The following is a 13,188-nucleotide window of genomic DNA, read 5'->3' as shown; positions in this document are numbered from 1 at the left end:
CGCTCTGCGCGCAGCCGGACGGGCCGCGAGAAAGGTCTTGCGGTTCTCGCCGCGGAGGGGCACCCTAGTCGTATAACTCGACGTCCCGGGAGCGTTGCAGGCATCGCCGCACCACCGGGCGTCGAGTCTGTTAAGGGCCGTTTCGGTCGCAGCCCGGTTCAGGTCGGCTCTAGCCGAACACCTTGCCGGGGTTGAGGATGCTGAGCGGGTCGAAGACCGACTTGAGCTTCACTTGGAGCTCGTGCGAGTCCGGGCCGAGCTCGTCGGCCAGCCAACGCCGCTTCAGCACGCCGACGCCGTGCTCGCCGGTCAGCGTGCCGCCGAGCTCGACGGCCGTGCGGAACAGATCGCCCGCGGCCTCCCAGACCGCTGCGGGCGCCTCCTCCCCCTCGTAGACGAAGTTGGGGTGGAGGTTGCCGTCGCCGGCGTGCGCGACGGTCGGGATGGGGATGCCGTACCGCTGCGAGATGCGCTCGATCGCGGCGAACATCTCGGGCATCCGCGAGCGCGGCACCGCGACGTCCTCGATGAGCACCTCGCCGCTCGCGGCGAGCGCCGGGTGGAAGGCGCGGCGGATGGCCAGCAGCCGCTCGCCCTCGGCGGTGTCGGCGGCGACGCTCACCGTGCCGCCGCTCTCGGCGATGAGGGCGCCGGCGGCCGTCGCATCCGCGCCTGCCGACGGTCCGTCGAACTGCACGAGCAGGAAGCTGCCGCCGCCGGTCGTGCCGAAGGCGTCCGCGATCGTCTGCTCGCCGAGGTAGGCCGAGATGCGTTCGAGCGCCGGGCCGTCGATCAGCTCCATCACCGCGGGCCGCAGCCGGGCCGCGGAGACCCGGGCCGCCGCGGCCGCCGCGGTGCCGACGTCCGGGAAGATCGCGCCGAGGGTCCGCGGCTCCCCCGCCGGGATCGGGAGCAGGCGCACGGTCGCCCCGACGATCACGCCGAGGGTGCCCTCCGAGCCGACGAAGAGGGCCGTGAGGTCGAAGCCCGTCACGCCCTTCACCGTCCGATGGCCCGTCCGGATGAGCCGGCCGTCGGCGAGCACCACGTCGAGCGCCAGCACGGCCTCCCGGGTCACGCCGTACTTCGCGCACAGCAGGCCGCCCGCGTTGGTGGCGATGTTGCCGCCGATGGTCGAGATCGCCCGGCTCGCCGGGTCCGGGGCGAAGAACAGGCCGTACGGCTCGAGCGCGTCGTTCAGGTCGGAGTTGACGACGCCGGGCTCGACCACGGCGAGCTGGTCCTCGGCGGAGATCTCGACGATGCGGCCCATCCCCGCCACCGACAGCACGACCGCGCCGTCCGTGCCGTTGGCGCCGCCCGCGAGGCCCGTCCCGGCACCGCGCGGGACGACCGGGATGCGGAACTCGCTCGCCGCGCGCAGCGTCGCCTGCACGTGTTCCACCCGGGTCGCGTTCACGAGCGCGAGCGGCACGCCCTCGGCGATCCAGCCGGAGCGGTCGGTGCGCACCGCGTCGAGGAGCGCGGGATCCGTCGTGAGAACACCCGCCGCGATCGCCTCGTCGCCGAGGGCCGCGGTCAGCCAGTCGAGTACGTCCATCCGCCCAGGCTAGCGACGGGTGAGGGTGCAGCCGATCGCTCATGTCCGTTTTCCGCTATCCGATGTCGGCGGCGCGTGTCAGGCTGAGGTCATGGCACGCACCACCGGCCCCGCCGCGAACCCCCTCGACGACCCCGTCTTCGCCGAGCGCTACCGCGCGATGAACGCACGCGACACGCGCTTCGACGGCCAGTTCATCACCGGTGTCCACTCCACCGGCATCTACTGCCGCCCCAGCTGCCCCGCCGTCAGCCCGAAGCCGGGCAACGTCACCTTTTACCTCACGGCCGCCGCCGCGCACGAGGCGGGGCTGCGGGCCTGCAAGCGCTGCCTCCCCGACGCCGTGCCCGGCTCGCCGGAATGGAACATGCGCGACGACCTCGCGGCCCGCGCCATGCGTCTCATCTCCGACGGGACGGTGGAGCGGGAGGGCGTCCCCGGCCTCGCGCACCGGCTCGGCTATACGCCGCGCCACCTCGGTCGGGTGCTCACGGCCGAGCTCGGCGCCGGCCCCCTCGCGCTGGCCCGGGCGCACCGCGCGCAGACGGCCCGGCTGCTCCTGACCGGCACCGACCTCCCGATCACCGATGTGGCGTTCGCCGCGGGATTCACGAGCGTCCGCCAGTTCAACGAGACGATCGCTGAGATCTACCGCACCACGCCGGGCGGCATCCGCGCGGCGGCCCGCCGACCGGCAGCGGCCGCCCAGACCGAGGCGACCCAGACCGAGGCGGACGCGGCGACGCTGAGCCTGCGGCTCCCGGCCCGCGCGCCGTTCGACGGCGCCTCCCTCCTCGCCTTCCTCTCGGCACGGTCCGTGGCGGGGATGGAGTCGGGAGGCGACACCTCCTACTCCCGCGCGCTCCGCCTCCCGCACGGTCCGGCCGTCGTGCGGCTCGGACTCATCGGCACCACGGAGGCGCCGGCCGTCCAGTGCGACGCCACCCTCGCCGACGTCGCCGACCTCGCGCCGCTGGTGGCGCGCGTGCGGCGCCTGCTCGACCTCGACGCGGACGCCGCCGCGATCGACGCGGCCCTCGCGACCGACCCGGCGCTCGCGCCGAGCGTCCGCGCGGCACCCGGCCTGCGCGTGCCCGGCGCGGTCGACGCCGACGAGATCGTCTTCCGCGCCCTCATCGGCCAGCAGGTCTCGGTCCCGGCCGCCCGCACCGCGCTGACCCGCCTCACCGACGCGCTCGGCGAACCGATCGACCTCGCCGGCTTCACCCGCCTCTTCCCCACGGCCGCAGCGATCGCCGAGCGCGGCCACGAGGTGCTGCGCGGCCCGGCACGGCGGGTGGAGGCGATCATCGGCGTCGCGCGCGCCCTCGCCGACGGCTCCCTGCACATCGACGTGGGCGAATCCCGCGACGATCTGGAGGCGCGCCTGCTCGCCCTGCCCGGCATCGGACCGTGGACCGCCGGATACATCGCCCTGCGCGTGCTGGGCAGCCCGGACATCCTGCTCACCGGCGACCTCGCACTGCGGCAGGGCGCCGCCCGGCTCGGCCTGCCCGGCGAGGCGCGGACCCTCGCGGCGTACGGCGCCCGCTGGGCCCCGTGGCGCAGCTACGCCGGAATGCACCTCTGGCGGGCGAGCAAAGCGTAGGATCGCATCACAACCGGTCGTACGAGGTGGGAGGGGTGAGGCCAGAAGTGCCCACGATCACCGTCGTCATCCCGGCCCTCGACGACGCGGAGATGCTCCGGCGCAGCCTCGGCGATCTCGCGACGCAGCTGCGCCCCGCCGACGAGATCATCGTCGTCGACAACGGCAGCACCGACGACACGGCGGCCGTGGCCCGCGCCGCAGGCGCCCGCGTCCTGGAGCAGCCCGTGCGCGGCATCTGGCCCGCCGCCGCCACCGGCTACGACGCGGCCACCGGCGACATCATCGCGCGCATCGACGCCGACTCCCGCCCGCCGGTCGACTGGCTCCTGCACATCGAGGCCGAGTTCGTGGACGCCCCCGAGATCGGCGTGCTCACCGGCCCCGGCGTCTTCTACGACGGCAACCCGTTCGTCGCCGGCCTCGGCCAGGTGCTCTACATCGGCGGCTACTTCTGGTCGATGGAGATCTGGCTCGGGCATCCCCCGATCTTCGGCTCCAACTTCGCCATGCGGCGGGAGGTCTGGGCCGACGCGCGCAGCCGCGTCCACCGCGACCTCCGCGAAGTGCATGACGACCTCGACCTCGCCTTCCACCTCGACCCCGGCGTGATCGTCCGCTACGACGAGCGGCTCACGGTCGGCATCTCGGCGCGCCCGTTCTCCACCTGGCACGGCTTCGGCCGCCGGCTCTCCTGGGCGTTCGGCACGCTGTGGATGCACCTGCCGGAGGAGTCGCCGTGGCGCCGCCGCGCCGCACGCCGCCGCTGGCGCGAGGAGCACGCGGAGGACGCCACCGGCGCCGTGGCCTGAACGGTCTCTCACGTTCGACACCGCGTCGACGGCGGAGCCTCCGAACCGACTGCCTGTCGAGTACCGCGGCACCCGCCTCCCCGATAGGTTGGAGGGTGTGAGATTCTCGCACCTCAGCACCACCCCCGACGCAGCGCCGCGCCTGGCCGCCGTCGTGGCCGACGGCGCCCTCTTCCTCGACGAGGTCATGCCCGACGCGCCGCGCGACCTCCAGGACCTCATCGAACGCGGGGAGGGTGCGCTCGCGGAGGTGCGCTCCCTCGTCGACGAGTCGGTCGCGACCGGGCGCCCGCTCGCGCCGGTGACCGAGCTGCGGCACGCGTCGGCGGTGCTGCGGCCCCCGCAGGTCATCGCGATCGGCGCGAACTACGCGGCCCACGCCTCGGAGCTCAAGCTGCGCAGCGAGAAGGCGGCGACCGTGTTCTCCCTCTGGCCGAACTCGCTCGCCGGGCACGGCGGCACCACCTCCTGGCCGGAGGACCTCACCACACAGGTGGACTACGAGGCCGAGCTCGGCGTGATCATCGGACGCCCGGCGCGCAACGTCTCCGTCCGCGACGCCCTCGACTACGTGTGGGGCTACACCGTGGTCAACGACATCACGGCGCGCGACCTCCAGTTCTCCGAGGCCCAGTGGTCGCGGTGCAAGTCGTTCGACGGCTTCACCCCCAACGGCCCGGTCGTCGTCACCGCCGACGAGATCGCCGACCCGCAGGATCTGTGGCTCACCACCAACGTCGACGGCAGCATCCTGCAGGACGCCTCGACGGCCGACATGGTGCGCTCCGTGGCGCAGATCATCGAGTTCCTCTCGCACTCCGCGACCATTCAGCCGGGCACCCTGATCTCGACCGGCAGCCCGGGCGGCGCCGGCTACTCGCGCACTCCCCCGGTGTTCCTCCGCGACAAATCGACCGTGACCGTCTCCATCGGCGGCATCGGTTACCTGACGACCTACTGCCGCGTCACGTGACCCGTTGACTGCAATCGCGCCCGGCGTCGGCTAGCGTGAATGCATGTCCATCGGAGAGCGTCGGCCCGGCATCACGGGAGACGGCGGCGAGGCCGCGCGCCTCGACGCCGCGCTGCCCGACATCGACTGGTCGATCGCGCCCGTCGGCACGGTCTTCTCGCGCTTCGCCGCGCCCAGCGGTGAGCTGGCGGTCGCTTCCCTCGGCGACCCGGCGGACCCGCGCGTCGTCATGGTGCCGGGAGCGACCGGGTCGAAGGAGGACTTCTACCTCCTCGCGCCCATCCTGGTCGCCGCCGGGTACTACGTGCAGAGCTACGACCTCGCGGGCCAGTACGAGTCGGCCGACGCCGGACCTCCCCCGGGCGGACACTACACGTACGACCTGCTGGTGGCGGACTTCGCCGCCTTCCTCCGCGAGGGCGGTGCCGCGCACGTGCTCGGCTACTCGTTCGCCGGCATCGTCGCGCAGCTCGCGCTCGTCGCGCATCCCGAGCTGTTCCGCTCCCTCACACTGCTGGCGACGCCGCCCGAGCCCGGCCAGGCCTTCCGCGGCGTGCGGGTCATCGGCTGGCTGAGCTGGCTGCTGAACGGGCACCAGGGCGCCGGCCTGATGATCTGGGGCATCGTCACCAACAAGAACAAGGTGCCGCCCAGCCGTCTCGCGTTCGTCCGCTCCCGCTTCGACCTGACGCGGCGGTCGAGCGTCGACGACATGGTCGGCCTGATGAAGCGCGTGCCCGACGTCCGCGCCCGCGTGGCCGCCAGCGGCATCCCGGTGCTGGTGGCGACGGGCGACCACGACCTGTGGCCGACCCACCTCCACGCCGCGAACGCGGACGCCCTCGGCGCGCGCCTCGCCGTGTACCGCACCGGTCACAGCCCGTGCGAAACGGCTCCGCACCAGCTCGGGCGCGACATGATCGCGCTGTTCCGGGAGGCGGACGCGCGCGGCTGAACCGCCCGCCGCTACTCCGCCGCGGTCTCCGCGTCGATCACCGGGATGGCCGTGGTGACGGTCTCCAGTCCGCTCAGGCGCGCCGGGGACAGCAGCCGGGTGACCTCCTCGCGACTCATCAGCTTCGCGTCCACCACGAGGTCGGCCACGTTGTGGCCGGTCAGCAGCGCCGACTTGGCGAGGGCGGCCGCGGCCGCGTAGCCGATGTGCGGGGTGAGAGCGGTGATGACGCCGACCGAGGAGCCGACCATCGCACCGAGGCGCTCCACGTTGGCCGTGATGCCGTCGACGCAGTTGACGCGCAGGGTATGGAAGGCCTGCGTCATCCACGTGATGCTCTGCAGCAACGAGTGTGCGATGACGGGCTCGAACGCGTTGAGCTGGAGCTGACCGCCCTCGGCCGCCATCGTGACGGTGACGTCGGCGCCGGCGACCGAGAAGGCCACCTGGTTGACGACCTCCGGGATGACGGGGTTGACCTTGCCCGGCATGATGCTGGAGCCGGCCTGACGCGGCGGGAGGTTGATCTCGCCCAGCCCCGCCTGCGGGCCCGACGAGAGCAGGCGGAGGTCGTTGCAGATCTTCGAGAGCTTGATCGCGCTGCGCTTGAGCGAGCCGGAGAACGACATGAACGCGCCCGCGTCGCTCGTCGACTCGATGAGGTCAGGGGCGGACTCGAGGTTGAGCCCGGTGATGACGTTGAGGTGGCGCACCGCGGCGGCCGCGTATCCGGGATCGGCCGTGATGCCGGTGCCGATGGCGGTCGCGCCGAGGTTGATCTCGGCGAGCAGCCACTTGGTCTCGGTGAGGCGCGCGTGGTCCTCGGTGAGGGTGGTGGCGAAGCCGTGGAACTCCTGGCCAAGGGTCATCGGCACGGCATCCTGCAGCTGGGTCCGGCCGACCTTCAGGATGTGCCGGAACTCCTCGCCCTTGCTCGCGAACGAGTCGCGCAGCAGAGCGAGCTGGTCGAGGAGGTGGGCGAGGGCGAAGGTGAGCGCGATCTTGATCGCGGTCGGGAACGTGTCGTTCGTGCTCTGGCTGCGATTGACGTCGTCGATCGGGCTGAGGGTCGCGTAGTCGCCCTTCGGCCGGCCGTCGAGCTCGAGCGCGACGTTGGCGATGACCTCGTTGGCGTTCATGTTCGTCGACGTGCCCGCGCCGCCCTGCATGACGCCGACCACGAACTGGTCGTGGAAGCGGCCGTCGATGATGAGCTGGCAGGCGCGGTCGATCAGGTCGGCCTTGTGCGGCTCCAGGACGCCGATCTCGAGGTTCGCGCGGGCGGCCGCCTGCTTGACGCTGGCGAGGGCCACGATCAGATCGGGGTAGACCGAGATGGGGCGCTTGGCGATGGAGAAGTTCTCGAGCGCACGGGAGGTGTGCACCCCCCAGTAGGCGTCGGCCGGGATCTCGCGGCTGCCGAGCGAGTCGGTCTCGGTGCGCGTCGGGCCGGTGGCGGCGCTCGGGTCGGGGACGTCGGACACGTTCTCCGACGCGTCGACGACCGGCGCCGGCGTCACGGGGACGGGCTGGGTCTGGGAATCATCCATCATGGCGGTGGGGTTCACGGTTGGCACCGTTGCCTCTCGTTGTGCGGTTGGCTCGCCGGACGGACCCGGCGCGGGGGTGTCGGCCGTTCGTGGCCGCCGACAGCACCAACCTACCTCCCGGCCCTGGAGGCGGGGTGGACGATCCGTCTCGAATCCGAGACACGGCCGAGCGACCTGCGTTCAGCCCAGCTTGCGCAGGAGGCCGCGCGCGAAGCGGTCCTTGCCCTCCGTGTACGGCGGGTAGATCAGCTTCATCGTGTCGGGCGCGAGCGGCTTGCTCAGCACGGCCTTCTCGTGGCTGAAGACCCGCAGCGACCGCTCGCCGTGATAGGCGCCGACCCCGCTCTCCCCCACGCCGCCGAAGGGCAGTCCGCCGACGGCGAGATGCGCCGCCGGGACGCCGAAGCCGACCGCTCCGGAGCTCGTCTCGGTCAGGATGCGGCGGCGCACCGCGGCGCGCTCGGTGAACGCGTAGAGCGCGAGCGGCTTGTCCCCCGCCCGGATGAAGCGGATCGCGTCGTCCAGGCCGGTGACCGGCACGATCGGGAGGATGGGGCCGAAGATCTCCTCCGCCATCACGGCCGCGTCGCGCGGCACGTCGGTGAGCACCGTCGGCGCGAGGTAGCGGCCGGCCGCATCCTGAACGCCTCCCACCGCCGTGGTCCCGGCGCCGTCGAGGAGGCCGGTCAGCCGTGTGAACTGGCGGGCGTCGACGATGCGCCCGTAGTCCGGGCTCTGCGCCGGGTCGTCACCGTACAGCTCGCGGATCGCGACCCGCAGGGCATCGGCGAGACGGGCCGCGACGGACGACGTCGCGAGCACGTAGTCGGGGGCGACGCAGGTCTGCCCCGCGTTCATGAACTTGCCCCACGCGATCCGTCGCGCGGCGGCGAGGATGTCGACCGAGTCGTCGACGTACACCGGCGACTTGCCGCCGAGCTCGAGCGTGACCGGCGTGAGGTGCTCGACGGCCGCGGCCGCGACGATCCGGCCCACCCGGCCGTTGCCGGTGAAGAAGATGTGGTCCCAGCGCTGGGCGAGCAGCTCGGTCGTCTCCGGCACCGCGCCCTCGACCACCGCGACCGCACGCGTGTCCAGGTACTGAGGGACGAGCCGGGCCATCGCGGCGGAGGTCGCGGGGGCGAGCTCCGACGGCTTCAGCGCGACCGCGTTGCCGGCCGCCAGCGCGCCGACGAGCGGGGCGAGCAGCAGTTGCACCGGATAGTTCCAGGGTGCGATGACGAGCACGACGCCCACCGGCTCCAGCATCGTGGAGGCCTTCCCGGGCAGCAGCGCCCCCGGGACGCTCACGCGCTTCGGGCGCAACCAGCGGCGCAGGTTGCGGAGCATGTGGTCGATCTCGCCGACGACGAAGCCGATCTCGGCGATCTGCGACTCCGTCGGGTTCTTCGCGAGGTCCGCGAGGAGCGCATCCTCCAGCTCCGCAGCGCGCTCGGTGAGCAGCCGTCGCAGGGCGCGCAACTGCGCGACCCTCCAGGCGAGGGGCTTGGTCGCCCCGCTGTCGAAGGTCGTGCGCAGAGCGTCGGCGGTCTGCCCGATGGCGGTGAGCCCAGTGGTCATGCGCCCATCCTACGGACGGGGGCGGTACTCCAGGTCGAAGATCGCGTGGCCCAGTTTCTCGCCGCGTCGCTCGAACTTGGTGACGGGGCGGCCCTCCGGGCGCGGGACGAAGTGCGCGTCGCCGGCGACATTCACCAGCGCGGGCTCGGCGTCGAGCACCTCGAGCATGTGCTCGGCGTAGGGCTCCCAGTCGGTCGCGAGCCGCAGCAGGCCGTCGGACGAGAGCGCCGGGAGGATGATCTTCACGACGTCGGGCTGCACGAGACGGCGACGGTGGTGCCGCACCTTCGGCCACGGGTCGGGGAAGAAGATCAGGACCTCGGCGACGCTGCCCGCGGCGAGCCCGGTCTGGAACACCTCGACCGCGTCGTGACGCACGACCCGGATGTTCGTGAGCCCGCGGTCGCGCATCCCGGCGAGCACCCGCCCCACGCCGGCGCCGTGCACCTCCACGCCGAGGAAGTCCCGCTCGGGGTGCCGCTCGGCGAGGGTCAGCAGGTTCTCGCCGTTGCCGAAGCCGATCTCGACGGTGCGGGGCGCCGTGCGGCCGAAGATCGCGTCCAGGTCGAGGGGCGAGCCGTCGAAGTCGACGCCGTAGGCGGGCCAGAGCTCGTCGATCGCGCGCTGCTGCGCTTCGGTCTTCCGTCCGCGCACGACGTAGCTGTGCGGGCGGACGAGGTGGGGCTGTTCCATCCGTCCATTCTCTCAGGCGCCGGGCGCCTCCCCGAGCCGCGAGGCGCGAGGCGCGATCAAAGGAAGGCGAACGGCAGGAAGGTCAGCCCGAGGCCGATCCCGGCGAGGGCGAGCACCAGGCCGAGGAGGACGCCGAACAGCATGAGCGCGTTGAGCACGATCCCCCAGACGGCGAACGTCTTGCCGAGCGGCTCGCGGCGGAGCGCGATGATGCCGATGACCAGGCCCGCGATCGGGGCGACGAAGGTCCAGCCGAAGACGATGGAGGCCAGACCGAGCACGAAGCTCGTGACGCTGAGGGTGCGGTCGGCCGCGGGCGCGACGGGAGCCGCGGTGTGCGGGAAGGCGTTCGGGGAACTCGGGCTCTGGGTGTCCGTGCTGGTCATGCGTCCAGTCAAGCGGGCCGCGGGATCCGGCGGTATCGGGGAAACCCCCGGATCCGGCTCGGGGGTTTCCCCGAGCCGGACCCGACGGCCGGCAGCGGCCTAGTGGGGCAGGAACGCCTCGATCGGCCCGCGGGCGAAGTAGATCAGGAAGCCGGCGGCCACGATCCACAGCAGCGGGCTGATCTCGCGGGCCTTGCCCGAGAGCGAGCGGACCAGCACCCAGCTGATGAAGCCGACGCCGATGCCGTTGGCGATCGAGTAGGTCAGCGGCATGACGATGATCGTCAGGAACACCGGCAGGACGCTCGAGAACTCGCCGAAGTCGATGTGGCGGATCTGGACGACCATGAGCGCACCGACGATGACGAGCGCGGCGGCCGCGACCTCCAGCGGGACCACCTGCGTCAGCGGGGTGAAGAACATCGCGAGCAGGAAGAGCACACCGGTGATGACCGACGCGAAACCGGTCCGCGCGCCCTCGCCGATGCCCGATGCGGACTCGACGAACACGGTGTTGGACGACGAGGAGGTCGCACCGCCGACGACCGCGCCGACGCCCTCCACGATGAGCGCGGGCTGCAGGCGCGGGAACGTGCCGTCCTCCTTCGCCAGGCCGGCGCTGCGCGCGAGGCCCGTCATCGAGCCCATGGCGTCGAAGAAGTTCGTGAAGACGAGGGTGAAGACCAGCATGATGGCGGCGAGTGCGCCGATGCGGCCGAAGGAGCCGAAAACGTCGACCTGGCCGACCAGGCTCAGGTTCGGCAGCGAGACGAGCGAACCGGGCAGCTGCGGCACGGTGAGGTTCCAGCCGCCGGCGTTCTTGCCGCCCATCGACGGACCGACCGGCCAGATCGCCTCCACGATAATCGCGACCACGGTGGCGGCGACGATGCCGATGAGCAGGGCGCCCTTCACCTTGCGGGCCATGAGGACGCCCATGATCACCAGCGCGAGCAGGAAGATCAGGGTCGGGACGGTCGCGATCGAGCCGGCCTCGCCGAGCTGCACGGGCGGCGACGACATGTTCGTGCTGCGCACGAAGCCGCTGTCGACGAAACCGATGAACGCGATGAAGAGGCCGATGCCGACGGTGATCGCCGTCTTGAGCTGCGCGGGCACGGCGTTGAAGATCAGTTTGCGCAGGCCGGTCGCCGACAGCAGCACGATGATGAGACCGTTGATGACGACGAGGCCCATCGCCTCCTGCCAGGTGAGCACCTGCACCACGTTCACCGCGAGGAACGAGTTGATGCCCAGGCCGGCGGCGAACGCGAACGGAAGCCGCGCCACGAGGCCGAACAGCACCGTCATGACGCCCGCGCTCAGCGCGGTGACCGCGGCGACCTGCGCCCCCTGCAGGGAGTGGCCGGAGACGTCCGGCGTGCCGCCCAGGATGAGCGGGTTCAGGATGACGATGTACGCCATCGTCACGAACGTCAGCACACCGCCCCGGACCTCGGTGGCCCAGGTGGTGCCGCGCTTGGTGATCTCGAAGAAGCGGTCCAAGCGCCCCGTGGCGGTCGGCTCGGTCGTGGAGGTCGGAGCGGAAATGATGGTCTCCCGTAGTATCTCGTAGGGCGGTTCACCGGGTGTTCACCGGGTCGGACGGCCGATGGGCGCGACGCGCCGAGTACCAGCCTAATTCCAAGCCACCTATCGGAGGACACACATGGCCCTGCCCTGGACGCTGCACGGCGACGGCAAGAACGTCGGCGCCCACGAGATCGTGCTCCCCGGCGAGCGTCTCACGTGGCCGCGCACCATCGGGCTCGGCGCGCAGCACGTGGTGGCGATGTTCGGTGCGACCTTCCTGGTCCCGGTGCTCACGCACTTCCCGCCGAGCACGACGCTGCTGTTCTCCGGAATCGGCACCATCCTCTTCCTGCTCATCACGGGCAACCGCCTCCCGAGCTACCTCGGCTCCTCGTTCGCGTTCATCGCGCCGATCACCGCTGCGACCGCCAGCAACGGGATGGGCAGCGCGCTCTTCGGGATCGTCGCCGTCGGCATCCTGCTCGCCATCGTCGGCGGGATCGTCATCCTCACCGGCACGGGCTGGATCGACGCCCTGATGCCGCCCGTGGTGGCCGGCGCGATCGTCGCCCTGATCGGGTTCAACCTGGCGCCCGCGGCGAAGAACAACTTCGTGCAGGCGCCGTGGACCGCGCTCGTGACGCTGCTGGCCGTCATCCTGTGCACCGTGCTGTTCAAGGGGCTGCTCGGCCGGCTCTCCATCTTCGTCGGCGTGGCCGTCGGCTACGTCTTCGCCGTGTTCGCGGGCGAGATCGACTTCTCGTCCGTGGCCAAGGCCGACTGGATCGGGCTGCCCACCTTCGCCCTGCCCGCCAACCCGTTCGAGAACCCGGCCGCGACCTTCGGCATCCTCCCCGCCTTCCTCCCCGTGGTGCTCGTGCTCGTCGCCGAGAACGTCGGCCACATCCGCGGCGTCGCCCAGCTGACCGATCCCTCCGTCAACAAGCTCACCGGCCGCGCGCTCTTCGCCGACGGCCTCGCCACCACCGTCGCCGGATTCTTCGGCGGCTCCGGCACCACGACCTACGGCGAGAACATCGGCGTCATGGCCGCGACCAAGGTCTACTCGACGGCCGCCTACTGGGTGGCGGGCATCGTGGCGGTCCTGCTCGGCCTCTCCCCCAAGGTCGGCGCCGTCATCAACACCATCCCGGCCGGCGTGCTCGGCGGCGTGACGACGGCCCTCTACGGCCTCATCGGCATCATCGGCGTGAAGATCTGGCTCGACAACAAGGTGGACTTCTCGAAGCCCGTCAACCAGTTCACCGCGGCCACCGCCCTCATCGTCGGCATCGCCGACTTCACGCTCAACCTCGGCCAGCTGACCTTCAACGGCATCGCCCTCGGCACCATCGCCGCCATCGTCGTCTACCACCTCATGCGCACCGTCGCCCGCCTCCGCGGCACCGACTGACCCGGGCGGCCCCGGGCCGGCTCGCCCGCCCGCCCGCACGCACCTCGCGAAGGGTGAGTAGTCGCGGGTACGAGCGGCCGGATACCCGCAACAACTCACCCCTCGCGAGCTTGCGAGTGCC

11 protein-coding genes are annotated in these 13,188 nt (G+C 71.8%); 5 read left to right on the top strand and 6 right to left on the bottom strand.

Annotation, left to right across the window (positions count from 1 at the left end):
• Positions 1-169: 169 nt before the first annotated feature.
• Complete coding sequence (locus BGO91_RS13370) at positions 170-1,561, bottom strand: FAD-linked oxidase C-terminal domain-containing protein (RefSeq protein ID WP_290473239.1); 1,392 nt, start codon at positions 1,559-1,561, stop codon at positions 170-172.
• Between the two features lie 91 nt (positions 1,562-1,652).
• Between BGO91_RS13370 and BGO91_RS13365 the strand changes: the two genes are divergently transcribed.
• The 4 genes from BGO91_RS13365 to BGO91_RS13350 all read left to right on the top strand — a co-directional run bounded on the left by BGO91_RS13365 (position 1,653) and on the right by BGO91_RS13350 (position 5,910).
• Positions 1,653-3,170, top strand: a complete 1,518-nt coding sequence (locus BGO91_RS13365; protein ID WP_290473238.1) for an AlkA N-terminal domain-containing protein — start codon at positions 1,653-1,655, stop codon at positions 3,168-3,170.
• A 47-nt stretch (positions 3,171-3,217) separates the two neighbouring features.
• Entirely contained in the window at positions 3,218-3,982 is a 765-nt protein-coding gene (locus BGO91_RS13360) for a glycosyltransferase family 2 protein (RefSeq protein ID WP_183428412.1), read from the top strand.
• Between the two features lie 97 nt (positions 3,983-4,079).
• Positions 4,080-4,955 (top strand): fumarylacetoacetate hydrolase family protein, encoded by an 876-nt coding sequence (locus BGO91_RS13355; RefSeq protein WP_290473237.1) that lies wholly within the window; start codon positions 4,080-4,082, stop codon positions 4,953-4,955.
• Between the two features lie 43 nt (positions 4,956-4,998).
• Positions 4,999-5,910 carry an alpha/beta hydrolase gene (locus BGO91_RS13350; protein WP_290473236.1) on the top strand — a complete coding sequence of 304 codons (912 nt, stop codon included), beginning with the start codon at positions 4,999-5,001 and terminating at the stop codon, positions 5,908-5,910.
• A gap of 11 nt (positions 5,911-5,921) precedes the next feature.
• On the opposite strand, the gene BGO91_RS13345 is transcribed toward BGO91_RS13350, so the two are convergent.
• From BGO91_RS13345 to BGO91_RS13325, 5 genes are all read right to left on the bottom strand, one after another.
• Complete coding sequence (locus tag BGO91_RS13345; RefSeq protein ID WP_290473363.1) at positions 5,922-7,460, bottom strand: aspartate ammonia-lyase; 1,539 nt, start codon at positions 7,458-7,460, stop codon at positions 5,922-5,924.
• Positions 7,461-7,640: 180 nt separating this feature from the next.
• A complete protein-coding gene (locus BGO91_RS13340; protein ID WP_290473235.1) occupies positions 7,641-9,041 on the bottom strand; it encodes an aldehyde dehydrogenase family protein in 1,401 nt (466 codons plus the stop codon).
• 9 nt (positions 9,042-9,050) lie between these two features.
• Positions 9,051-9,734 (bottom strand): tRNA (guanosine(46)-N7)-methyltransferase TrmB, encoded by a 684-nt coding sequence (gene trmB, locus BGO91_RS13335; RefSeq protein WP_290473234.1) that lies wholly within the window; start codon positions 9,732-9,734, stop codon positions 9,051-9,053.
• Positions 9,735-9,790: 56 nt separating this feature from the next.
• Positions 9,791-10,120, bottom strand: coding sequence for a DUF4190 domain-containing protein (locus tag BGO91_RS13330; protein WP_290473233.1), 330 nt, complete (start codon positions 10,118-10,120; stop codon positions 9,791-9,793).
• Between the two features lie 99 nt (positions 10,121-10,219).
• Complete coding sequence (locus BGO91_RS13325) at positions 10,220-11,626, bottom strand: NCS2 family permease (protein WP_290473232.1); 1,407 nt, start codon at positions 11,624-11,626, stop codon at positions 10,220-10,222.
• Positions 11,627-11,789: 163 nt separating this feature from the next.
• Here BGO91_RS13325 and BGO91_RS13320 point away from each other — a divergent pair, with 163 nt between their 5' ends.
• Positions 11,790-13,067, top strand: coding sequence for a solute carrier family 23 protein (locus BGO91_RS13320; RefSeq protein ID WP_290473231.1), 1,278 nt, complete (start codon positions 11,790-11,792; stop codon positions 13,065-13,067).
• The last annotated feature ends 121 nt before the right edge of the window (positions 13,068-13,188 follow it).

It is taken from the genome of Leifsonia sp. 71-9 (assembly GCF_001898805.1).
Taxonomy (GTDB): Bacteria; Actinomycetota; Actinomycetes; order Actinomycetales; family Microbacteriaceae; genus Leifsonia.
Note: the sequence above shows the minus strand (reverse complement) of the source record. Positions and strands in the feature narration are given on the sequence as shown.

What these genes read in the sequence shown, in the direction of transcription:
- trmB (WP_290473234.1), bottom strand. Translation starts at nt 9,734, where the DNA reads ATGGAACAGCCCCACCTCGTCCGCCCGCACAGCTACGTCGTGCGCGGA.
- BGO91_RS13340 (WP_290473235.1), bottom strand. Translation starts at nt 9,041, where the DNA reads ATGACCACTGGGCTCACCGCCATCGGGCAGACCGCCGACGCTCTGCGC.
- BGO91_RS13365 (WP_290473238.1), top strand. Translation starts at nt 1,653, where the DNA reads ATGGCACGCACCACCGGCCCCGCCGCGAACCCCCTCGACGACCCCGTC.
- BGO91_RS13320 (WP_290473231.1), top strand. Translation starts at nt 11,790, where the DNA reads ATGGCCCTGCCCTGGACGCTGCACGGCGACGGCAAGAACGTCGGCGCC.
- BGO91_RS13350 (WP_290473236.1), top strand. Translation starts at nt 4,999, where the DNA reads ATGTCCATCGGAGAGCGTCGGCCCGGCATCACGGGAGACGGCGGCGAG.
- BGO91_RS13370 (WP_290473239.1), bottom strand. Translation starts at nt 1,561, where the DNA reads ATGGACGTACTCGACTGGCTGACCGCGGCCCTCGGCGACGAGGCGATC.
- BGO91_RS13345 (WP_290473363.1), bottom strand. Translation starts at nt 7,460, where the DNA reads ATGGATGATTCCCAGACCCAGCCCGTCCCCGTGACGCCGGCGCCGGTC.
- BGO91_RS13330 (WP_290473233.1), bottom strand. Translation starts at nt 10,120, where the DNA reads ATGACCAGCACGGACACCCAGAGCCCGAGTTCCCCGAACGCCTTCCCG.